At 61.0% G+C, this 22,139-nt stretch carries 20 protein-coding genes and 1 pseudogene; 6 read left to right on the forward strand and 15 right to left on the reverse strand.

Annotated elements, in window-relative coordinates; translation table 11 throughout:
• Position 1: 1 nt before the first annotated feature.
• From A7X77_RS23300 to A7X77_RS23315, 4 genes are all read right to left on the reverse strand, one after another.
• Positions 2 to 1,096, reverse strand: a complete 1,095-nt coding sequence (locus A7X77_RS23300) for an ABC transporter ATP-binding protein (RefSeq protein ID WP_064685209.1) — start codon at positions 1,094 to 1,096, stop codon at positions 2 to 4.
• A gap of 41 nt (positions 1,097 to 1,137) precedes the next feature.
• A complete protein-coding gene (gene glpD / locus A7X77_RS23305) occupies positions 1,138 to 2,652 on the reverse strand; it encodes a glycerol-3-phosphate dehydrogenase (RefSeq protein ID WP_064685210.1) in 1,515 nt (504 codons plus the stop codon).
• 121 nt (positions 2,653 to 2,773) lie between these two features.
• Positions 2,774 to 3,547: a DeoR/GlpR family DNA-binding transcription regulator gene (locus A7X77_RS23310; protein ID WP_064685211.1), complete on the reverse strand. Its 774-nt coding sequence runs from the start codon at positions 3,545 to 3,547 to the stop codon at positions 2,774 to 2,776.
• A gap of 112 nt (positions 3,548 to 3,659) precedes the next feature.
• Positions 3,660 to 4,577, reverse strand: a complete 918-nt coding sequence (locus A7X77_RS23315) for a DMT family transporter (protein WP_082928855.1) — start codon at positions 4,575 to 4,577, stop codon at positions 3,660 to 3,662.
• A 73-nt stretch (positions 4,578 to 4,650) separates the two neighbouring features.
• On the opposite strand from A7X77_RS23315, the gene A7X77_RS23320 reads away from it, so the two are divergent.
• Entirely contained in the window at positions 4,651 to 5,580 is a 930-nt protein-coding gene (locus A7X77_RS23320; RefSeq protein WP_064685213.1) for a LysR substrate-binding domain-containing protein, read from the forward strand.
• Positions 5,581 to 5,723: 143 nt separating this feature from the next.
• On the opposite strand, the gene A7X77_RS23325 is transcribed toward A7X77_RS23320, so the two are convergent.
• From A7X77_RS23325 to A7X77_RS23340, 4 genes and pseudogenes are all read right to left on the reverse strand, one after another.
• Positions 5,724 to 6,245 (reverse strand): DUF992 domain-containing protein, encoded by a 522-nt coding sequence (locus A7X77_RS23325; protein ID WP_064685214.1) that lies wholly within the window; start codon positions 6,243 to 6,245, stop codon positions 5,724 to 5,726.
• A gap of 327 nt (positions 6,246 to 6,572) precedes the next feature.
• On the reverse strand, positions 6,573 to 6,737 hold the full coding sequence (locus A7X77_RS23330; protein WP_003571841.1) for a DUF1328 domain-containing protein: 165 nt from the start codon (positions 6,735 to 6,737) through the stop codon (positions 6,573 to 6,575).
• Between the two features lie 99 nt (positions 6,738 to 6,836).
• Positions 6,837 to 7,426 (reverse strand): annotated as a pseudogene (locus A7X77_RS23335) (hypothetical protein).
• A 132-nt stretch (positions 7,427 to 7,558) separates the two neighbouring features.
• Entirely contained in the window at positions 7,559 to 9,181 is a 1,623-nt protein-coding gene (locus A7X77_RS23340; RefSeq protein WP_064685216.1) for an ABC-F family ATP-binding cassette domain-containing protein, read from the reverse strand.
• 140 nt (positions 9,182 to 9,321) lie between these two features.
• Here A7X77_RS23340 and A7X77_RS23345 point away from each other — a divergent pair, with 140 nt between their 5' ends.
• A complete protein-coding gene (locus tag A7X77_RS23345) occupies positions 9,322 to 9,651 on the forward strand; it encodes a DUF6665 family protein (RefSeq protein WP_064685217.1) in 330 nt (109 codons plus the stop codon).
• Positions 9,652 to 9,690: 39 nt separating this feature from the next.
• Positions 9,691 to 10,563 (forward strand): aldose 1-epimerase family protein, encoded by an 873-nt coding sequence (locus A7X77_RS23350; protein ID WP_064685218.1) that lies wholly within the window; start codon positions 9,691 to 9,693, stop codon positions 10,561 to 10,563.
• 157 nt (positions 10,564 to 10,720) lie between these two features.
• Here A7X77_RS23350 and uxuA read toward each other — a convergent pair whose 3' ends face one another.
• Together uxuA and A7X77_RS23360 are read right to left on the reverse strand one after the other, a co-directional pair.
• Entirely contained in the window at positions 10,721 to 11,908 is a 1,188-nt protein-coding gene (gene uxuA, locus A7X77_RS23355) for a mannonate dehydratase (RefSeq protein ID WP_064685219.1), read from the reverse strand.
• A 43-nt stretch (positions 11,909 to 11,951) separates the two neighbouring features.
• Entirely contained in the window at positions 11,952 to 12,674 is a 723-nt protein-coding gene (locus A7X77_RS23360; RefSeq protein WP_064685220.1) for a GntR family transcriptional regulator, read from the reverse strand.
• 183 nt (positions 12,675 to 12,857) lie between these two features.
• Between A7X77_RS23360 and A7X77_RS23365 the strand changes: the two genes are divergently transcribed.
• The 3 genes from A7X77_RS23365 to A7X77_RS23370 all read left to right on the forward strand — a co-directional run bounded on the left by A7X77_RS23365 (position 12,858) and on the right by A7X77_RS23370 (position 15,142).
• Positions 12,858 to 13,259 (forward strand): DUF2934 domain-containing protein, encoded by a 402-nt coding sequence (locus A7X77_RS23365; protein WP_064685221.1) that lies wholly within the window; start codon positions 12,858 to 12,860, stop codon positions 13,257 to 13,259.
• A 52-nt stretch (positions 13,260 to 13,311) separates the two neighbouring features.
• Positions 13,312 to 13,557, forward strand: a complete 246-nt coding sequence (locus A7X77_RS32600) for a hypothetical protein (protein WP_082928856.1) — start codon at positions 13,312 to 13,314, stop codon at positions 13,555 to 13,557.
• A 310-nt stretch (positions 13,558 to 13,867) separates the two neighbouring features.
• Positions 13,868 to 15,142 carry an O-antigen ligase family protein gene (locus A7X77_RS23370; protein ID WP_064685222.1) on the forward strand — a complete coding sequence of 425 codons (1,275 nt, stop codon included), beginning with the start codon at positions 13,868 to 13,870 and terminating at the stop codon, positions 15,140 to 15,142.
• Positions 15,143 to 15,175: 33 nt separating this feature from the next.
• Here the strand turns inward: A7X77_RS23370 and A7X77_RS23375 are convergent, their stop codons facing one another.
• The 5 genes from A7X77_RS23375 to repA form a co-directional block, all read right to left on the reverse strand.
• Positions 15,176 to 17,170, reverse strand: coding sequence for a polysaccharide biosynthesis protein (locus tag A7X77_RS23375; RefSeq protein ID WP_064685223.1), 1,995 nt, complete (start codon positions 17,168 to 17,170; stop codon positions 15,176 to 15,178).
• A gap of 123 nt (positions 17,171 to 17,293) precedes the next feature.
• A complete protein-coding gene (locus tag A7X77_RS23380) occupies positions 17,294 to 17,860 on the reverse strand; it encodes a sugar transferase (protein WP_064685224.1) in 567 nt (188 codons plus the stop codon).
• 274 nt (positions 17,861 to 18,134) lie between these two features.
• Complete coding sequence (repC, locus tag A7X77_RS23385) at positions 18,135 to 19,427, reverse strand: plasmid replication protein RepC (RefSeq protein WP_064685225.1); 1,293 nt, start codon at positions 19,425 to 19,427, stop codon at positions 18,135 to 18,137.
• 149 nt (positions 19,428 to 19,576) lie between these two features.
• Positions 19,577 to 20,626 carry a plasmid partitioning protein RepB gene (gene repB, locus A7X77_RS23390; RefSeq protein WP_064685226.1) on the reverse strand — a complete coding sequence of 350 codons (1,050 nt, stop codon included), beginning with the start codon at positions 20,624 to 20,626 and terminating at the stop codon, positions 19,577 to 19,579.
• 42 nt (positions 20,627 to 20,668) lie between these two features.
• The gene (gene repA, locus A7X77_RS23395) at positions 20,669 to 21,883 is read right to left on the reverse strand and encodes a plasmid partitioning protein RepA (protein WP_064685227.1); all 1,215 of its coding nucleotides are present in this window, start codon (positions 21,881 to 21,883) and stop codon (positions 20,669 to 20,671) included.
• Between the last annotated feature and the right edge of the window lie 256 nt (positions 21,884 to 22,139).

Below are 22,139 nucleotides of genomic sequence, written 5' to 3' on the forward strand. Positions count from 1 at the left end.
CCTATGCCTTTCCGGCTGCAGCGACAGCGCCGACCGCAGCAATGGCGCGGCCGTCGGCGCCAAAGGCCATCAGGTGACGGGTGTCGAGAAAGGCCTCGATCTCGATGTCCGGGTCGATGTCGTGAATGCCATGCGCCAGCATCACCCAACGCACGCCGTCATATTCCAGATGCACGAAGCTCTCCGAGCCGGTGATCTCAGAGACCAGCGTGCGCGCCTGCAGGCGGGCCGAATCGCCGGTCTGGCCGCGGAGGCCGAGATGATGCGGATGAAAGGCTATCGTCACGGGCCCGTTCGGCACCTCGGCCAGATGCGAGGGGACGGGAAGCGTGGCCCCGCTCGGGCGCGTGAAGATATCGCCCGATTTCGTCACGTCCAGCGTGTTCAACGGCGGATCGGCGAAGATGCCGGCGCTGTCGAGATCGACAGGGCGGCGATAGACGTCGATGGTCGGCCCGAACTGGGTGACCCGACCTTGGTTCAAAGTTGCCGTATTGCCGCCGAGCAGCAACGCCTCGGACGGTTCGGTGGTGGCGTAAACGAAGATCGCACCCGACTGGGCGAAGATCTTCGGCAGCTCCTCACGCAGTTCTTCGCGCAGTTTGTAATCGAGATTGGCAAGCGGCTCGTCCATCAACACCAGGCTCGCATTCTTGACGAGCGCGCGGGCAAGCGCGGTGCGCTGCTGCTGCCCGCCGGAGAGGTTCAGCGGCGTGCGGTCGAGATAGGGCGTGAGCTTCAGAAGCTCGGCGGCCTTGCGCACGTCGCGGTCGATCGTGGCGGCGTCCTTGCCCGAGATGCGCATCGGCGAGGCGATGTTTTCATAAACTGTCAATGCCGGATAATTGATGAATTGCTGGTAGACCATGGCGACATTGCGCTTCTGCACCGGCATGCCGGTGACGTCGGCGCCGTCGAAATGTACGGAGCCGGCGGTCGGACGGTCGAGCCCGGCCATCAGCCGCATCAGCGACGTCTTGCCCGACAGCGTCGGCCCGAGCAGGACGTTCAGCGTGCCGCGCTCGAGGACCAGATCGGTCGGATAGATGTGATAGTCCGCGCCCACCATCTTGGCCGCGTTTCGCAGTTCCAGCATTCCCGTTCCCGTGCCTCCACGCAGCGGGGATCACACGCCGCCTATCCGGCCATCGCCGGCATGGCAGCCATGTACTCCTCCAGTGACTGAGCCTGCTCCTTCGAAAGGCGCAGACCATCCTTTGTTCTCCTCCACAGCACGTCTTCGGCGTGCCGGGCCCATTCATATTCGACGAGATAGGCGACCTCTGCCTCGTAGAGATCGCCACCGAACAACCGTCCAAGATCATCGATGCCACGGGCATTGCCAAGCAGCGTCTCGGCCCTGGTTCCGTAGCGACGCACCAGCCGGCGCGCGTGCCGATCGGCGAGGAACGGATAGCGCCGCTTCAGCGCGGCGACCTGCCCCTCATAGCCCCGGACCGCGAAGTCGCCGCCAGGCAGATGGCTCTTGGCCGTCCACGGAGCACCCTTGACGCCGATCGCAGCACCGATCTTCTCCAACGCATGCTCGGACAGCCGGCGATAGGTGGTGAGCTTGCCGCCGAAAACATTGAGCAGTGGCGCCGCCCCCTCCTCGCCGTCCAGCTTCAGCACATAGTCGCGCGTCGCCTCCTGCGCCTTCGAGGCGCCGTCGTCGTAAAGCGGGCGGACCGCCGAATAGGTCCAGACGATATCCTCCGGCCGCACCGGCTCCTTGAAATATTCCGACGCCGCATTGCAGAGATAGACCGTCTCCTCCTCGGAGATCCTAATATCCTTGGGATCGGCGGTATAGTCGCGGTCGGTCGTCCCGATCAGGGTGAAATCGCCCTCGTAGGGAATGGCGAAGATGATGCGATTGTCCGGATTCTGAAAGAAATAGGCGCGCGGATCGTCGAACTTCTTCTTCACGACGATATGGCTGCCCTGGACGAGGCGGACATTGTGGGCTTCGTTCTGGCCGAAGGCGGAACGGATGACGTGATCGACCCAGGGGCCGGCGGCATTGACGAGCATGCGGGCCTGGTGGCTGTCATTGTGGCCGGTGACGGTATCGACAGTTTCGATATGCCACAGGCCGTTCTCGCGCCTTGCCGACACCACTTTGGTACGCGGCAGGATCGTCGCGCCCTTGTCGGCGGCGTCGCGGGCATTCAGCACCACCATTCGGGCATCGTCGACCCAGCCGTCGGAATATTCGAAAGCCCTCGTAAACAGCGCCTTCAGCGGCTTGCCGGCCGGATCCTTGCGCATGTCGAGCACCGACGTGGCCGGCAGCAGCTTGCGGCCACCGAGATGGTCGTAGAGGAAGAGCCCGAGCCGGATCAGCCAGGCGGGACGGATACCGCCCTTATGATAAGGCAATACGAATCGCAGCGGCCAGATGATGTGCGGCGCCATCGCCCAGAGGATCTCGCGCTCCATCAGCGATTCACGCACCAGGCGGAATTCGTAATGCTCGAGATAGCGCAAACCGCCATGGATCAGCTTGGTGGCGCCCGATGAGGTGCCGGAGGCGAAATCGTTCATCTCCGCCAGCGCCACGGAATAGCCGCGCCCGACGGCATCGCGCGCGATGCCGCAGCCGTTGATGCCGCCGCCAATGACGAAAATGTCGTATATCTCCCGGCCCAATTGCCCCTCCGAGCCTGCTACTGATTTCGCATCGCACAAAACTTGCGCGATTGCGAAAGTGACATCAGTTAAAACGAAAGAAATACGAATGTCAAACGAATGTTTGCGTGGGCCGGTCGGCCTAACGTGATCTGCTGTTCGTTTCGATCAGCTTCACATTATTTTCTAGGCAGAGATTTCGGATCGATGGCACGGGACAGTGGTCGGTGATGAAGGTATGAACCTGGGTCAACTGGCCGATTCGAACCGGCGCAGTGCGTTCGAACTTTGTAGAATCGGCAACAAGAATGACGTGGCGGGCATTGGCGATAATCGCCTGGGCGACCTTCACCTCGCGAAAGTCATAGTCGAGGAGCGCGCCGTCGGCATCGATCGCCGAAGCGCCGATAACGGCATAATCGACCTTAAACTGACGGATGAAATCGACCGCCGCTTCGCCGACGATGCCGCCGTCCGAACCGCGCACGACCCCGCCGGCGATCACCACCTCGATTGCCGGGAAGAGGCGCAACCGGTTGGCAACGTTGATATTATTGGTGATCACCATTAGTTCGTGATGATTGGCGAGCGCCTCGCCCACCGCCTCGGTCGTCGTGCCGATATTGATGAAGAGCGAGGCTCCACTCGGGATCAGTTCGACGGCCGCCATGCCGATCGCCTGTTTCTCCGAAGCGGCGATCTGGCGGCGCGCCTCGTATTTGACGTTTTCCGTGCCGCTCGGAAATGTCGCACCGCCATGAATGCGAGTCAGCACCTGCGCGTCGCAGAGATCGTTCAGGTCCTTGCGGATGGTTTGCGGCGTCACCGAAAAGCGGGAGGCGAGCTCTTCGACCAGAACCCTGCCGCTCGATTTCGCGATCGCCACGATTTCAGTCTGTCGGTCGGTCAAGAACATCGGCGCCCCCTTTCGATCTGCTTTCGTTTTTAAAGAAAGCGAACGGCAGCGCAATGCCTATTTCTCGGCGGCCGAGTCTCGCTCCGAATATAATCGCCGTCGCGCCATGCAATTAGCGTTTCCGCATGAGGTTGACCACGAGAACGCCGAGGATTGCCATGGCGCCGCCGATTGCGCCGATTGCCGTCGGCGTCTCCCCGAGCCAGACGAAACCGATCAGCGTCGCGACTGGCGGCACGCCATAGAGGAAATTCGAGGCGCGACCCGCCGTCAGCCGCTTCAATGCGATTGCCCAGGTGAGATAGCCGATCGCGGTCGGGAAGATGACCAGATAGGCGACGCCCCAGTTGACCTCCGCGGGAGCTTCCGCCAGCGCACGGATCGTCGCCGGAACGGCTGGAAACAGCGGCACCGAACCGATGAGCAGGATCCAGGCGGTGACGGCAAGCGCCGGCAGCCTGCCGAGCAGCGGCTTCTGCAGCACGCTGGCGACCGCCGAGCAGAGCGCTGCGCCGAGGATGAGGACTGCATTCGGATCGAGCTTGAAGCCGTCGTCGGAGGCGACCGCGATCAGCGCTACGCCGCCGAAGGAAACCGCGGTGCCCGCCCAGCCCCAGCGGCCGAAGCGCTCGCCGAGCGCGAAGGTGGCAATGAGGGCGGTGAAGACGGGCATGGTATTGATGATGAAGCTGGCCGGTCCCGCCGCAACCGTCTGCTCGCCGGTGTTCAGCAGAACCGCATAGGCGGCGATGAAGAGCACGGCGGCAACGGAGAGACGCACGACATCGCGTTTTTCGGGCATCGGCCGATAGATGGCGAGATAGATTAGGGCGAGGACGCCGGCTGCCACGTAACGCGCCGTCGCCAGTTCGATCGGCGTCAGCGGTCCGAGGCAGATGCGGATCACCACGAAGGAGGAGGCCCAGAAAAGAATAGTGACGACGATCGCCGCGAAGGCCACTAGATCAAACCTGCCCTGCTCCTTCGCCGAAACCGGTACGCTTGCCGCCATACTCATTGTCGCCTCCATTGGTGCTTTGACCCAAGGATTAAGCCGCTAACGCGTGCTTGAAAAGCATCGCAATCGATGATCAAATGTGCTCATGGTTCACAGCTCGCCCGTACTTCCGCCACTTGATACGCTCGAAACCTTTGCCCGTGCCGCCCGGCTCGGATCGTTCTCCGCTGCGGCCGAGGAAAGCGGCATCACCCATGGCGCCGTGTCGCGCCAGGTCTCGCGGCTCGAACGCTGGATGGGCGTGCGCCTGTTTGCGCGCGAGGCCCGCGGTGTGCGCCTGACGCCGGAGGGCATGCGGTTTTTCGCGCGCGCGGAGGAAGCGCTTTCCTTGCTCGGCAATAGCGGCGAGCGCTGGCTGCCTCGGCCGAACAAGGCGGTGGTGCGCCTTTCGGTGACGCCGTCGGTGGCATCATTGTGGCTGTTCCAGCGCCTGGCGAAGCTCGAAGGAAACGAGCTGCATGTCGAGCTGACGCTCGAGCACCGGTTGGCAGATTTCGGCGAAGGCACGGATCTTGCCATCCGCTGCGGCAAGGGACCATGGGCCGGCGTGCGCGCCCTGCCGCTCTGGCAGGAGAAATCCTTTCCGATCGCCGCCCCGGCGCTGGCAAACCGGCTTGAGCGCCGCTCCGATGCGCCTTCCCTGCTCGAGCTGCCGATCCTGCACGACTCCAATATCGAAGGCTGGCGCCGCTGGCTCTCCCGCGAAGGTATCGATTATACGCCGCGCGGTCAGGATCGGCGCTTCGAGGATTACAATCTGGTGATCGATGCCTGTGCGCAAGGACTCGGTATCGCGCTCGCCCGCCCTCCCCTATCGGATGCGGCAGTCGCCGCCGGGCGGGTCGTGGCGGTGTCGGACCGGACGCTCGACTATCACGTCGCCTTTCACCTGATCCGGCCGGACGATGCACTGCGAAGCCCCGCCATCGAATTTGCCAGCCGCTTCCTCCGCGAAGCCGGTCATGACGAGGCGACGATCAGCGCCTTTATCGCACCCGGCAGGGCGAAGATTTAAGACTCGCCGCCGCATCCTTTACGTTTCGGCGGCATGTCACGGCCGTCCTAGATTTCGGATAATCGTCCATTACAGCGCCCGCAAACAGGCGCAAGTGGCTTGACGCCCCGGCCGCGTCGCGGCAGGGGCGCGTCAACAACCGGTCAGTCCGCCGGAGTGAGTGTCATCGATGCGCTGCCGGCCGCAACGTTCAGGCCGAGCTGGCCGGTCAGGCTTACCGTCTGCAGATGGATTGAACCGGAGGTGCCGCCGACCAGGAGGTTGGCGCCGACACCGGCACCAACCGTGGCCTCCGCGCTCGCGCCGACATAAAGGCCGGCGAGCGACCCGCGGTGATAACCGGCTGTCGGCGCAAACACCGCCCAGATCAGCCGGCTGCGCGTGGTGAAGCCGAGGTCGATGCCAAGCTTTCGCATTTCGCCGGTATAGTGATCCAGAAGTTCATTACCGACGATCGACTGGAAGACACAGTCTGCTTCCTTGGAGGAGCCGAGCACATAACCCGTGCCGCCGCCGATATCGCAAGTGAGATAACCGACCTTCACGCCATTGCGCAGATCCGGCTCTTCATATGTTCTGGTGACGGGGTCGGCGGCATTGACCGCCCCCGCGCCGACAAACGTCAACGATACCGCGGCAAATGCCGTCGCAAGAGTTTTATTCATAAGTCTCTCCTTCTCAAATCGTGACGGGAACACCCGGCTGGCCGGCACCGGATAATCGGAGGGATCACAAAAGCAATCCCGAACGGTGCCGTTTTCGCGTCGCAGGCAAAGCGCGTGGGAGGCGCAAGCGACACGCTTACGGTTTAGCCCCATTGGGACATTTCGAAGGCACCATGCGGGCCGGATGCGCCATTTCACGATCTTGTCAGGAATGGTTGCACGAAAAACACATTCGCCCAAAGCGGGTTCTCGCCGCGCGGGGCGACCGCCAAGAAAAGGAAAACCCGGAGATGGTTATCACCGGGTTTTATACTTCATTTCTCGTCGCTATACTCTGCGCATGAAGCGCATGACGAGCGAGACGACGAACAACACCAGGAAAATGAAGAACAGAACCTGGGCAATGGAAGCAGAAGCTCCTGCGATGCCGCCAAATCCGAGGACGCCGGCAATCAGGGCCACAACGAGAAATACCAGAGCGTAGTAAAGCATCGCAATCTCCTTTTACGTTGCTGCTGAACATAACGGAGACCGCCCGGTTTAGTTCCCTGCCGATCATGGCCGGCAGGGGAGCATCGCATCGGCTTTCGTTCAGCCGAAATGAAAGACGCCGCTGTACGTCCGGTCGCCTTCGGTCGGCTCGGGAGGTTCGGCCGCGTCCAGATAGGTCTTGAGCGGCCCGGTCAGCACGAACCAGACGCTTGCCCCCAGCATGAAACAGGCGCCTACCGGATCGTCGATGCGAACGATGAACGGAAGGCAGGCCGACGAGAACAGAACAATGATCCGCACCGACCACTCCGCCTCACGTTTGGCCACGGCGCGCGCCCTCAGCGACTTGTACTCCCGGGCGCCATAGGCGCTTCCTCCCGCCTTTACCGCCGAAAACAGCTTTCTGGCCGAAGGCAGGGCCAGCATGACCAGCGCGGCGACGCTGAGCGCGAAAGGCCGGCCGGCCATCACCTGCCCGCTCGCGACAAGGAGAAAAGAGAGCACGACGAGATTCCACGTCGGCTCCAACAGTTCCGGCGGCTGCCGCGTGCGGATGTGCCAACTCCGCAGCAAGCCCGCCGCACCGTGCAGTAGCGGCTGATCGATATAGCGATTGATCCAGTCCATGCAGACCCGCCCGTCCCCGATTGAATGAAGAGGGCTCGAACACCACGGAAATAGGTCATCATCGTGGCAGAGCGCCGACAATATCAGCCGAAGCTATGCTTCGTCACAGGAAACCACCTATTGCAGCGCAACTCCCCAGACCTGGCCCGACGGATCGGTGAAGGCACCGTGCGGGCGCACACCGAAAAATTGCGTCAGCTCCGCAGGCCAGGCGCCTCGTGACCGGTGCGCGCCACATATTCCGTATAACCGCCGCCATACTGGTGGACACCCTCCGGCGTCAGTTCCAGCACGCGGTTGGAGAGCGCAGCCAAGAAGTGTCGGTCATGCGAGACGAACAGCATGGTGCCCTCATATTGCGAGAGCGCCTTGATCAGCATCTCCTTGGTGTCGAGGTCGAGATGGTTGGTCGGCTCGTCCAGCACGAGCAGGTTCGGCGGATCGAACAGCATCATCGCCATGACCAGCCGGGCCTTCTCGCCGCCGGAGAGCACCCGGCACCGTTTCTCGACATCGTCGCCGGAAAAACCGAAACATCCGGCAAGCGCCCGCAATGGCCCCTGCCCTGCCTGAGGAAACCGATCTTCCAGCGATTGGAACACCGTCGGCTCGCCGTCGAGAATATCCATCGCGTGCTGGGCGAAGTAACCCATCTTGACGCTGGCGCCGAGCGCAACACTGCCCTGGTCAGGGGTGGTAGTGCCCGTCACCAGCTTCAACAACGTCGATTTACCGGCGCCGTTGATGCCCATGATGCACCAGCGCTCCCGCCGCCGCACCATGAAGTCGAGACCCTCATAGATGCTTCGGCTGCCGTACTTCTTATGGACATTCTTCAGGCTGACCACGTCCTCGCCGGAGCGCGGCGCGGCCTGGAACTCGAAGGCCACCGACTGGCGGCGCTTGGGTGGCTCCACCCGGTCGATCTTCTCCAGCTTCTTCACCCGGCTCTGCACCTGCGAGGCATGCGAGGCACGCGCCTTGAAGCGCTCGATGAATTTGATCTCCTTGGCGAGCATCGCCTGCTGACGCTCGAACTGGGCCTGCTGCTGCTTCTCGTTCTGCGCCCGCTGCTGTTCGTAGAATTCATAGTCGCCGGAATAGGCAGTCAGGCCGCCGCCGTCGATCTCGATGATCTTGTTGACGATGCGATTCATGAACTCGCGGTCGTGCGAGGTCATCAGGAGAGCCCCTTCATAGCCCTTCAGGAACTCTTCTAGCCAGATCAGGCTTTCGAGATCGAGATGGTTGCTCGGTTCGTCGAGCAGCATGACGTCGGGGCGCATGAGCAGGATGCGGGCAAGCGCCACGCGCATCTTCCAGCCGCCCGACAGCGCGCCGACATCGCCGTCCGCCATCTCCTGGCTGAAGCTCAAACCAGCAAGCACCTCGCGGGCCCGGCCCTCGAGCGCATAGCCGTCCAATTCCTCGTAACGCGCCTGCACCTCGCCGTAACGCTCGATGATCTCTTCCATGTCGCTGGCCCTGTCCGGGTCGGCCATGGCGGCCTCGAGCTCGCGCAATTCGGCGGCAACGATGCTGACCGGGCCGGCTCCGTTCATCACCTCGGCGACGGCGCTGTGGCCCGCCATCTCGCCGACATCCTGGTTGAAGTAGCCGATCGTCACGCCCTTCTCGCAGGAGACCTGCCCCTCATCGGGCTGCTCTTCGCCATTGATCATTCGGAAGATCGTCGTCTTGCCGGCGCCGTTCGGGCCGACCAGACCGATCTTCTCGCCTCTGTTGAGGGCGGCCGAGGCCTCGATGAAAAGGATCCGGTGGCTGAGCTGTTTGCTGATATTCTCAATACGAATCATGGTGTGCGCGGGTGTCCGGGAAAGTTTCGGCGCCCTTATGCCACGCATGGAAACGACAGGATAGGCCCGTATCCACCCTCGATCTCCGGCTTCCGATTGGATAATATTGCCGCCTACGCTGATTTAAGGATTTCCAGCCAATGAGCGTTCGCCTACCACAGTCTTTCAGGCAGTCACAGCAGGACGGCAATGGCATCAACGTGCTCGAATATGGGCTGATGTCGGAACGCGCCAATTCGCTCGGGCGTCATGGGCTGAAGGTGGAGGCGGCGCTCGCCGCGTTAAAAGCCTGGACCGTCGAGCGCCAGAGCGCAGAGGAACGCGAGAGGCTGCTCAACGAAGCCTCCGATGCCGTCTGGGCATTTTTCGTCCAACGCGAGAGCTGCGGGTTGCGAAACAATCGCGACGCCATCCAGCGTTACGACATCCCGAACGAGGTGCTCGCCCGACTGGGCGCCATACGAACATGACGTGAAGCTTGTGCCCATCCCGGGCGAAAGGAAATTGCGATGCCAAGCTCAATACGGATCGGCAATCAGCATCTTGCCGTCGAGGTCTCCTCCCTCGGCGCCGAGATGCAGGCGCTCACGAGCAGCGATGGGCGCTCCTGGCTATGGACGGGGGACGCGACCTACTGGGCGGGACGGTCACCGATCCTGTTTCCGATCGTCGGCAAGGCGCCTGATGACAAGCTGGCGATCGGCGACACGGTCTACCCGATGGCCCAGCATGGCTTTGCCCGGCGGAGCGAGTTTAGCCTCGCCGCGTCGACGCCGACCATGTGCCGGCACGAACTGCCAGCCTCGGCAGCCACGCAGGCGGTCTATCCGTTCGATTTCCTGCTGGCCGTGGAACATGCGGTGGAGGGACGCGCGTTGACGGTAACGGCAGAAGTAAACAATCGCGACGCAAGAGCGCTGCCCTTCGGTTTCGGCTTCCATCCGGCCTTCGTCTGGCCGTTTCCCGGTGCTGCCGGGCGCCCGCACACCATCACGCTCGACAATGAAGGCGAGCCGGCGCTCGTGCGGCTGGAGGGCGGCCTTATCAATCCCGCCCCATTTCCCTCGCCTTTCGATAAAGGCCGGCTGGTGCTGGATCACGCCATGTTCGAGAAGGACGCGATGATTTTCCCGAAGGGTGCGGGCGATGGGCTGCGTTACGGCGCCGAAGGCGGGCCGAGCCTGCGGTTCCAATTCGAAAACCTGCCCAACCTTGCCCTGTGGACCAAACCAGGCGCGCCCTTCCTCTGCGTCGAACCGTGGCATGGAACCGCGGCGGAAGCCGGAGGTTCGTCCGAGCTGTCGCAACGACCCTCCACCACCATCCTGTCGCCGGGGGCGACGGCGCGTTTCGCCTTTACCGTCGAGATCCTGCAGGAATAAGCCGCCGCCCGAGAGACGCGCGAAGAAGATTTTTTCCGGCCACGTCGTCTCCAATCAGTCGCGGGTCGATCGTCAATGGGCGCCAGCGCCGCCGGCAGCCCTGGCTTCCGGGTGAGCAGCAGCGCGACGATTCGACTGCGGGCAGTTCCGGATGCCCTCAGGTCGGCGGAGCGCCCAGCGCATGCAGGATACCGCGGAGTTCGGCAAGGCCGCGCATGCGGCCGATGGCGGGATAACCGGGGGTGACGACCTTGTGGAGATCGTCGAGCATCCGGTGGCCATGGTCCGAGCGGAAGACGATTGCATCTTCAGCGCTGCGGCGGCGGTCTTCCGCCACCAGTTCCCGGAGAACCGCGACCATGTCGACGTCGCCCTCGAGATGCGCGCTTTCATGGAAGGTCCGACCGTCGCCTTCGCGGGTCGTGGCGCGCAGATGGGCGAAGTGGATGCGCGAGGCAAAGCGCCGGGCGATCGCCGGCAGGTCGTTGTCGGCGCGCACGCCGAGACTACCGGTGCAGTAACACATGCCGTTCGCCGCCGACGGCACCGCATCGAAGAGCGCAGCATAATCGTCGGCCGTCGAGGCGATGCGGGGAAGACCGAACAGCGAACGCGGCGGATCATCAGGATGCAGCGTCAGCTTGACGCCGCGGGCTTCGGCAGCCGGCGTCACCGCCTCCAGGAATTCGATCAGATGCCGGCGCAGCCGTGCGGCGTCGATACCGCTATAGGCGACCAGTTTTTCCCGGAAGGCAGGAATGGTCAGGGGTTCGGTGGTCGAGCCGGGCAGAGCCGAGGTGATGATACGGGTGATCTCGGCAATCTCCTCCTCCGACATCGCCTCGAAGACGACACGCGCCCGTTCGCGGTCTTCCGCCGAATATTGCCGGCCCGCATCCGGCCGTTCCAGAACGAAGAGGTCGAAGGCTGCAAAGCGCTCGTGATCGAAGCGCATGGCTGTGGCGCCTGTCGGCGTCACGAAATCGAGTTCGGTGCGGGTCCAGTCGACGACCGGCATGAAATTATAGCAGACGATCGGGATGCCACAGGCGGCGACCGCTTCGAGGCTGGCAATCCAGGCTTCGATTTCGGCTTTCGCCTCCCCGCCCTTGCGCTTGACGGCGTCGGGAATCGGGATGCTTTCGACGACCGACCAGACGAGCGGCGACCGGTCGGCAGGCGTGGTCTCGATCAGCGATTGGCGTTCGCGCACTTCCTTTTCCGTCCAGGCCCTACCGATCGGCACCTGATGCAGCGACGAGACGATATTGGTCGCGCCCGTCTGACGGACCTCATCCAGCGTCACCGGCGCCTCCGGCCCGAACCATCTCCAACCCTGCCGCATCTTTCTTCCTTCCCTTGCTTTTCGTTTCGTGGTGGTCCTGCCGTCAGCAGAAATAATCGGGGTAACGCGAGCGCAACTCGTCGACGTCTGGAATAACGGCGCTTAAATGATGGATCATGGCGCTACGCGCGGCCGCTGCATCATGGGCGGCGAGGGCGTCGCGGATGATCACATGTTCGGACACCACGCTGCTCATACGGCCAAGCGCCGGCAGCGTCAGCCGCCGCGCCCGGTCGATCTGCACCTTGACCGTCTTCAGGAGCCCCCAGATGCCGGGATAGCCTGATATCTGCGCGATCGCCTCATGAAAGGCCTCGTCCTCCTCGTGGAAGCTTGAGGCATTGCCGACGGCGGCATGCGCGCGCTGTCGGGCGATAATGGCATCGAGGCAGGCGACATCGGCAGCGGTGGCGGTCTGAGCCGCCATCTCGGTGGTCGTGCCTTCGAGCGCTTTGCGCACGATGACCGCCTCGGGAATCGCCGAAACCGGCACCCGCGATACGACGGTGCCCGACTGCGGAAAGATATCGACCAGTCCGCCTTCGGAGAGCCTCAGCAACGCCTCACGCACCGGTGTCCGGCTGACCCCGAATTCGTCCGCGATCCGCTTTTCCTGCAGAAACAGGCCGGGCGGCATCCGGAGCGAGATAATATCGGCATAGAGACGCTCATAGATGGCGCTGGCCGTGGTGACGCGGCGCGACCTCCGGCCGGCTTCCTGCGAGGTCGAGCCGACAAGCGCGGCGATTTCTGAAGCTTGCCTCATAAACGGTACCGGCCATTGGTTTTGGCATACTAGTATATTAGCCGCGATGCCTTGCCAAGGCACTGGACGGATCGGTTGAATTTTGAACAGCAGGGCTCTCAAGCAGCCTTCCAGTGCTGATCGAGGCTCAATGTGGGAACTTAGATCAGCGGAATTGGTTGAGATCCGATCAAGGAGACGCCGATGAAAAATCCGTTACGACGCAAAAGAAACGAAATCGCCACCGACGATATGCGGCTGAAGGATGCACCCCCAGCCGGCGCTGGCAAAGGGAAAACGCCGCGGCAAGCCATGCAGAAACCAGCAGATCAGAGCATCGGTTCTCAGGCAGCCGCCCGTGAGGACAGTATCCGGAAAAGGGCCTACTCGCTGTGGGAGAAGGAAGGAAGGCCGGAAGGCAAGCATCAGGATCACTGGACCCGCGCCGAGCACGAGCTCGATGCACGTGGTGAGACGGACAATCTTCCTCGGCTCGAGGCGCTGCGCGAGGCTTCGCGCGAGCATCGCGACACCTTCCTCGTCAAAACGGATCTCGAAGACGCGGATCAACGCGAAGCCTCACCCGGCACACGCGAGCAGGATTGAATTGCAGCCTCGAGCAAATTCAGGATGAGCAAATTCAGGAAAGGGTCCCGACATGGCTGACAAACAGGATTTGAACGCTGGCTTCACCGGCACACCCGTAGAACAGCCGGAAGGATTGGCCAAAGCTGCGCAATCGGCGGCGGGAGGAGTGAAACGCGAGGTCTATGCAGTCACCGCCGGCGCCAGAGACCACCCGCACACTGCAAGCGCATTGTTGCTTGGCATTGGTATTGTGGCGTTCGGGTTCGGTTATCTCCTTGGTCGATCATCCGAAAGCTCGGCCTCATATTGGCGTTAGCTGTCGACCTCAACGAATGGGCCGCATGGGAAGAATGATGGAGCCGGATCGTGTGTTCGACCGCCGTCCTATGCGCGGCGCAATGACAACCCCCACGGCAAGATCGCACTCCAAGCGTGTTTCGTCATCACATCAGCTTTGCTGCTGCAGGGCGTCGCGGCGCATCGACGGCAGAGGAAGAAGCATTCGGTTTGCTGTTGCCGGAATACAATAGTGAGAAAGGCGCGGGTTGGGGCCTGCTTCCACAACTTGACAGCGGTGACGTCGGTCCTTAGCGAGGCTGGATCAACGACACCTCAGGATCAGCAAAGTGAATTATTTCAGGCAACTCGTGATTGCGGTACTTCATCCCGGGGGCGGGTCTGGAAGCACGCTTGATCGAACCAACGGCATTGCGGTTTTTCTCTTTGCAATCCTGCCCGGACTTTCACCTAATTTCAACGGCTTCATCCTCCTCGGGTCGATGCTATCGGGCATCTACTTACTGGCGACAGCCCGCTTTCCTCTGAACCTGTCGAAATCGGACCGGGCAGTTGCCATCTGCATGACGATCTACCCGCTGGTGATGATCGCCAGCATCTTCATCAACCCGCCCTATTCCGAAGTGGCGGACTGGATATTCCGGCTCCTGCCCTTCTTTTCGATCTGGCTGATATTGCCGCGAATGCGCCAATCTCCCGATGGCCGCCTCTTGCCGCTGTTTATCCTCGGTGCCGGGATCGGCATGATCGTTACCTTTCTCATCAGCCTGGTGCAGATCATGTTTCTGATGGAGAGAGCAGAGGCTGGGACGTCGAATGCCGCACTCCTCGGAATCATAGGCCTTCTTTTCGGCGGCGTTGCGCTTCTTAACGTTCAATCTCCGAAAAGCGTCGAGCAAAGAATTGCGATCTTGGGATATGCCGCTGGCCTCGGCTGCGTGCTGCTTTCGGGAACGCGTTCGGCGTGGCTGGCCATTCCCGTCCATCTTGTCATCCTTCTCTGGTATTTTCGCAAACATAGCTTCCATTTGAGTTTGCGCAGTCTCGCCATCACCGGCTCTTTGCTGTTTGCTGGACTTATCGCGCTGGGCAGCGGCCAGATCATCCACCGCATCCACGCGCTGCAGGAAAATATGGCAGCGCTTGAACGCAGTGAAGGTGAGATTACCTCACTCAGCGCACGGGTCGCATTGTACAAAGGCGCACTGTCGGCAATCAGCAAGGACCCGTTGACCGGTTATGGCCCGCAAAACAGGATGGCCTCGGTCTTGGCGGAACTGCCAGACAGCATGCGGCCATACTTGACCTTCTCGCATGTCCATAACGGCTTTCTGACAGCGGGAATTGACGCCGGCGTTGTCGGCATCGCGGCGCTTTCGCTGCTGCTCCTGGCGCCCTTGATAGCCGCGTGGAAAAAGGAACCCGGTCCTGGCAGGGACCTGTCCATAACGCTCGCTCTTCTGCTCACCAGCAGCTACATTGTTACCGGCAGCGTCGGCATTATGTTCAACCAAAAGGCACTGGATCCGATCTTCGCCTATATGGTCGCACTGATTTGCCTGGATCGGGGCAGCACAGTCTTCGCGCCCGTGGTGCGAAGCTGAATTCCCACGCTCAACGCTTGCGCGTTGTCGTCTTCAGGCCGCCGGAACGGTTTCGGCGCCGGTGAAGGCAAGATCCGAAACCTCACCGGTTGAGGAATAGCCGGAGACGAGTTCTGCCAAGGTCGCGCGTGCCGCGACCATATCGTTTCGATCCAATGCCGCATTGAGCAAGCTGAGCTTCTTGGAAAGCTCCGGCCAGAACAGGAAATCCTCGCGCGCCTTCATAATCCGGGGATGTTCAGTTGTCTCAGGGTTATCGCCGATCAACAGTTCTTCATAAAGCTTCTCGCCGGGCCTCAGGCCGGTAACGGAAAGCTCGATGTCCCCTTCGGGATTATCCTCGTCGCGGACGGTCAATCCCGAAAGCTCGACCATCTTGCGGGCGAGGTCTGCGATGCGGACGGGCTCGCCCATGTCGAGCAGGAAAACATCCCCGCCCTCGGCCATCGCGCCCGCCTGAATGACCAGTTGCGAGGCCTCCGAAATGGTCATGAAGTAGCGGGTTATTTTCGGGTGGGTCAGGGTAACCGGCCCGCCTTCCTTGATCTGCTGCCGGAACAGCGGCACGACGGATCCGGAGGAACCGAGCACGTTTCCGAACCGGACCATGGAGAAATTCGTGCGCACTCTGTCAACGGCCGATTCTGCGGCAAGCGCCTGCAGAACCATCTCCGCCAGCCTCTTGCTGGCGCCCATCACATTCGTCGGACGCACGGCTTTGTCCGTGCTGATCAGCACAAAATTCAAGACGCCGCATTTGTTCGCCGCGCGTGCAGTGATCAGCGTCCCCATGACGTTGTTCTTGATGCCCTCCACGGCATTGTGTTCGACAAGAGGCACATGCTTGTAAGCGGCGGCATGATAGAGCGTCTGAGGCCGCCAGCTCTGCATGATATGTTCCATGCGGTCATGGTCGCGGACGGAACAAAGGATCGGAACGATCTGCAGGCTTTCCTGCTGGTAAAGTTCGGCCAGCTTTAGCAATTCGGCGTGAATATTATAAAGCGAAAACTCGTTCTGATCGATGAGGATGAGGGTCGAAGGCGCATTGCGCAGAATCTGGCGACAAAGTTCACCGCCGATGGAACCGCCGGCGCCGGTGACCATAACCACCTTTTTGCGCATCGCCTTGTCGAGCAATTCCTGCCGCGGCGCCACCGCTTCCCTTCCCAGCAGGTCTTCGATCTCCAGCTCACGAATGTCGGAGACCGCGACACGGCCCTGAGCAAGCGCCGTGAGATCCGGCAATGTCCGAACATTCACCCTGGCTTTGCGGATGCGCTCGAGGATCTCGTTGCGCCGCTGCCGCGATGCGGATGGCAGAGCAAGAAGCACGTTGTGCACGCCAAGAGCTTCGGCGAGCACCGGAAGGTCCGACGGGTCGTAGATCGGCAAGCCGCCCATGATGCCGCCCTTAAGACGCGGATCATCATCCAGGTAGCCGACGACATTGAGTTCGGCGCTGTTCGTCAGAGCGCCGGCGAGTTGTCGGCCGGAATTCCCTGCTCCGTAGATCAGCACCTTGGCGAGCGTATTCTGGTGCAGGATCCGCTGATAGGTATCGCCGAGCCAATAGCGGATACCCAACCGAGACAGACCGATCGCGATCAGCAGCAGGAAGGGCTGGAGAATACCGACGGTTCTCGGAACGCCGGGGACGCTGAGCGCCGTAAATATCGTCATGAAGGCGACGCCGTAGATCGCAATCGCCTTTAGAACCGCGATGAAAGCGGCCATATTGGCATAACGAAAGATCGCCCGATACATGCCCATGACGATGAAGATGGGAAGGGCCATGCACAAGGAAACGAAGACCGGCAGCCACTGCACGCCGGTCAGGACCGTCCATTCGTTCAAGCGGAAGCAATAGGCCAGCCAGATCGTCAGGACACAAAGACTGGAATCCACGAGCAAGGCAAGCGCGCGTTTGGCAGCACGCGGCATCGCCAGCAGAGGCGCGACAAGCGCCTGCATCGGCACTAAGAACCATGCTGAGCGTGGCGTCTCAGTGGGGGTATTTTCAGGCATTGCTTCCCAGCGTCTCGCAGATCAATCAGACAATCACCTTCTTGTCATTTTCTACAACGAGCGCAACTGAAATAATCGGAAATCAAGGTCTTCCGCACCGCTTATCTATCGGAAGTTGGTAACTTAATGCCTTATTCCCTTGCGGCCGATCACCTTGCCGGCCGTCAGAAACAGAATGCGCATGTCGAAAGCGAACGAGCGCCGCTGAAGATATTCGACATCGAATTTCACCTTCTCCGGAATCGGCAACTCGTCGCGGCCGTTGATCTGCGCCCAACCGGTCAATCCGGGCAGGAGTTTATCGACGCCGTGGGCTGTCCGCAATTCAATCAGATCATGCTGATTGTAGAGCGCCGGCCGAGGCCCGACAAAACTCATATTGCCCTGCAGAATGCACCAGAGCTGCGGCAATTCGTCGAGGCTCGATTTGCGCAAAAACGAACCGATGGGTGTCAGAAACCGATCGGGATTCTCGAGCAGATGTGTGGCAACCGTCGGCGTGTCGACGCGCATGCTGCGAAATTTCGGCATCAGAAAGATCTGATTGAAGCGGCCGACACGTTTTGACCAGTAGAGGATTGGCCCGGTCGAGGTCAGCCGGACACAGAGAGCGACGACAAGGATCGGAACCAGCAGGATGACTGACGCGACCACAGCCAGAAGGAAATCGACCGCCCGTTTCAAACCCATGCTCCCCAATTGTTTCATCACCTCATGGGGATTTCGCCAACGCCCCAACGCGCCGTATCGTCAAAAAGGCGTTTCGCGTCAACTCCAGTAGCTGCCGTTCCTCAATGGAACGCCCGGCCGCTCATCGGCCAGTTCCGCTCCCCCGCCCCGCCAACCAGAAATATGTAACCTAATGATCGCAAAGGGAGAAGGCGCCAATGAGAAGCTATTTCCCTCTTTAGTTCCGTCACACTTCGTTAACCATAAATTCTCGCAGCAAAGGCCACCAGGAATCTCATCCCGTTTTGCCTCTCACCGGCACATTGGTGCGGGCAAGGGCCATCAACATCGGGCCGATGGCAAACTCTCCTCTTTCGGCACGGCGCGTCAAGTCGCGGAGATAGCCGCCGGCGGAGTTGATGTGCCCTGCCCTTTCGAGAACGCAAGCCACGACAGTGGCCGCGTTTTCCGGCCCCATGATCTCACAGGCCTGTTCGTAGGCCGACGGACTGACACCGAGCATCGAACGAACGACCACCGCCGCGGCCATCAGATCGCGCCAGGAGCCGATCGCGCCCTGCGGTCCGTAGGCCGCGATCTCGGGGCAGGCCTGCAGCACCAGGCCCAGGGGGAAGGATTTGAGCGCGCTGCTGCCAATGGAGGCAGATCTGGCGGCCTGGACATGGCCGTTCGTCCCTTCCCCTTTCTGCATTCGGGCTGCCGGTTCGGCCCGACCTGCCGATCGATCATCCGCCGTTGCGCCCTGCTTCGTTTCGAAGCCTGGTTCAAGTTCAGTAATGGAATGTGGGTTTGAATTCTGTATGTGCCGCTCATAATGTGGGGCATTGCCGCTTTGATTTTGTGTTTCTTCCTGCATTTCCAACTGATTGGTGATTTCCTCGCGCAGCAGCTCCAGTTCGTCGAGTGCTGCAGTGATCTGTGCGGCGGATGGCGAGCGTGGCAGTCGCTCGACGACATCACGGAAATGCAGATGGATCCGGCCCCAGTCGCCGGCGATCCCCTCTTCCAGCGCCATCTCGATGAGCTTAGCGACGTCGCGACGGCATAGCGTCAGACGCTCTCTGAGCCGCTGTAGATGCAACCGTTCGGCCGTCACCTCCGCCGCCAGCCGCTCGATCTCGTCGGCGCGCGCGAGCAGCGGCGCCAATGAGAAACCGAATGCCTCGCGGATGTCCCCGCCGTGCTCCTTGCGGGCATAACGCTTGCCGTTCGGGCTGTCCTTGCGGATCAGCAGTCCGGCCTCGATCAGGCTCGCCAGGTGGCGGCGGATCGTCTGCTCCGCCATCCCATGTGCGCGTAGGGAAAGCTGGGCGTTAGACGGGAATACGACAAGCCCATTTTCCTCGGAGAGCTCTCCCTTGGGATAGAAGCTCAACAGCGCGTTGAGGATGGCGAGCGCCCGGTCGGTGATGCCGAGCAGCGGCTTGGCCTCACACAGGGCGCGGTAGAGTTTCCACTTGTCGATCGATTGACCGGGCTCGATTTTTCGAGCCGCCGTCTGGCTTGCCAACATGCCAAACGTCATCGGCCGCCGCCCGAAGGGCGTCGTCACATTTCCGCTTTCCATTTTCTTCGCCTTCTTCAAGGCAAAAGATCACGGCTCACCAAATTCGGTGCCAAAGACTCTTGACTATGATTCGCGGAAATGTGATTCTCTGGGTGTCTAGATCAGAGAGGGCTTCCGCGACGGCAACGTTCGGGGGCCTTTTCTTTTGCTTAATGATCTCCGTTCTTCGTCGAATCCTGCGTCTTCTCGAACGCCTCGTACAGGCGATCCAGATTGCTGGCGATGTAGGCTCCAAAGGCAGATGCCTTTTCCGCCTTTAGCGCGATGGTGAACTGTCTTCCATCATCCTTGATCTTCGCCTTGACGGCTCCATCCTTGTGCTGCCAGGCGTGGGCCACGGGCTGAAGCGCGGCGGTGGACGAGGCTTGATGTTTCCTGGTGATGAAGGCCACGAGCATGTCGAAGCGAGCGTCCGGCTCCGCCGTCTCGAACTCCACCGACCCGGTAAACTCGATCGCCCGGGCGGCGATGTTTCCAGTCTCGAACTTCACCGACAGATCGTGCCAGCGATCGCGGCCGATGGTCTTGGCCGCGCCGATCGCAACCAGGACTTCGGCTGGAATCCGTTTGGTGACGGACAGCATCTTGGAAACCGTGGTCTTGTCGGCACTGAGGGCCGACATGATCGTTTCCCGGTCGAAGCCCAGCGTATCGAGCCTGTCGGCAAACATCGTCCTCTCGATGAAGGACAAATCGGCGCGCGCCGAATTCTCCTGTCCCTGAGCAATGACGTGGTCGCGATCGTCGAGCTTCTTGACCACCGCGCGGACGGGACGGCCAAGCTCTTTTGCAGCGCGTGCGCGGCGATGCCCGAAGGCAATCTGATATCGGCCGTCTTTCTCGGGGTGCGGACGCACGAGGATCGGCGAATCCTGGCCGCGCAGGCGAATCGCCTCGACCAGTTCGCGGAACTGCTCGTCGGTATGGACCAACCGATCCGTCACGAAGGAATCTTCGATCAGCGCGGGATCGAGATCGACCACCGTCTCGCCGCTCGCCAATTGCTCCTCGATCGCCCTGGCTGCATCAGCCTTCGCAGCCAGCGCATCAATGCTGCGCGTGACGGCCCCGAGAGCGCCGATCCCTTTATAGGTGATGTGCTGTCTCTCATCGCGATGGGTCGGCTCATCCTCATTGTTTACCGCAGTAAACTTCTTGGAGTCGTCCATCAGGCCGGAGAGGAGATTTTTACGTGCCATCAGCCATCTCCCCGCCCCGGTTTACCGCAGTAAACTTCCTGGTCATTTCCGCCCCCACGCCTTGTGGATCAGATCGACAATTTCGGTGTTGACCGCATCCATTGCCTCCATGGCGCGGTCATAGGTCGCCCGGGTAAACTGACTTCGCTCGACCTCGTAAAGTGTCTGGTTGGTCATCGCCGCATCTGAAATCGCCACGCTGCGCAACATCGGATTGGTGAGCACGTGGTTTTTGAACATCGACCGCATGAACGCGACCATCTGTGTCTGCGGCCCATCCTGCGGATCGTAGCGGGTCACGAGATAACGCAGCCAGTCGAGATTCATGTTGCCGCCGGCGCCCTTCAGCGTGTTTAACACTTCACCGAGCATCTGCAGGAACTGGCACATCGACATGACATCGAGCATCTGCGGATGAACGGTGATCAGGACCGCCGTCGCGCCGCAAATGGCGCTCATGGTCAAAAAGCCGAGCTGGGGAGGGCAGTCGATGATGACGACGTCGTAGTCGTCGGCGACCGAAGAAAGCGCCTCATCCAGCCGGGCGAAGAAGACGCGTCCATAGTCGCCTGCCTTGCCCTGAGCGAGGACCCGCGGCGTGTCATGCTCGAATTCCATCAGCTCGAGGTTGCCCGGCACCAAATGAAGGTTCGGGAAATTGGTCGGGCGGATCACGTCCCGCAGCGGCCTCCGCCGATCGTCGTAGCGAATGGCAGCGTAGAGCGTCTCGTTCTCGTTGACGTCGAACTCCGGCTGAAAGCCGTGGATGGCCGAGAGGGACGCCTGCGGGTCGAGATCGACGGCAAGGACGCGGTGACCCGTCAGGGCAAGGTGCTGGGCAAGATGCGCCGCACTTGTCGTCTTGCCGCTGCCGCCCTTGAAGTTGACGACGGCGACGACCTGCAGATGTTCGTGGCCGCGGCGATGGCGCACATAATGTGTTCCGGCGCGTGCATTGTGCTCGAGAAAGGCGCGCATCTCTTCCATCTGCTCCGCCGTATAGGACCGACGGCCCGACGGGGTAACCTGGGGGAGGGCACCCTTGCCCTCCAACGACAGATTGCGAAGATAGCCGCTGGTCACGCCGAGAAACCGCGCCACTTCGGCAAGCTGAAATTCCCTGAGCCCTTTCAGCGCCCGCGGCGGAAACATTTCGAGCCGATGCTGCTTCAGCTTGTCGGATAGTTCCTGCGCCTGACCGATGATCAACTGGTCGACATCGGAAATTGCTTTCTCTATTTGCGGTGCCATATTCATGGAAATCTCGAAAATGCGATTTAAAAGCTCTACGTGCTTTGAAACCGCATTTAGCGCCGATTCTGGAGCAGTGGCAAGGCAAATAGGGTTAACAAGACCCTATCAAGAAGTTGTCCAATCTTTTTCAAGCACTTGCCCAAGCGGACGCGCCCTTGGCCGGTGCCGCAATCGCGCATTCACAGGCCGAATCGGACGAGACCAGGCTGCAACAACGGCATTGTACCGAGATCGCAACGTCGAGACTGCAAACCCCCGA

The organism is Rhizobium bangladeshense (assembly GCF_001662075.1).
Classification (GTDB): Bacteria; Pseudomonadota; Alphaproteobacteria; order Rhizobiales; family Rhizobiaceae; genus Rhizobium; species Rhizobium bangladeshense_B.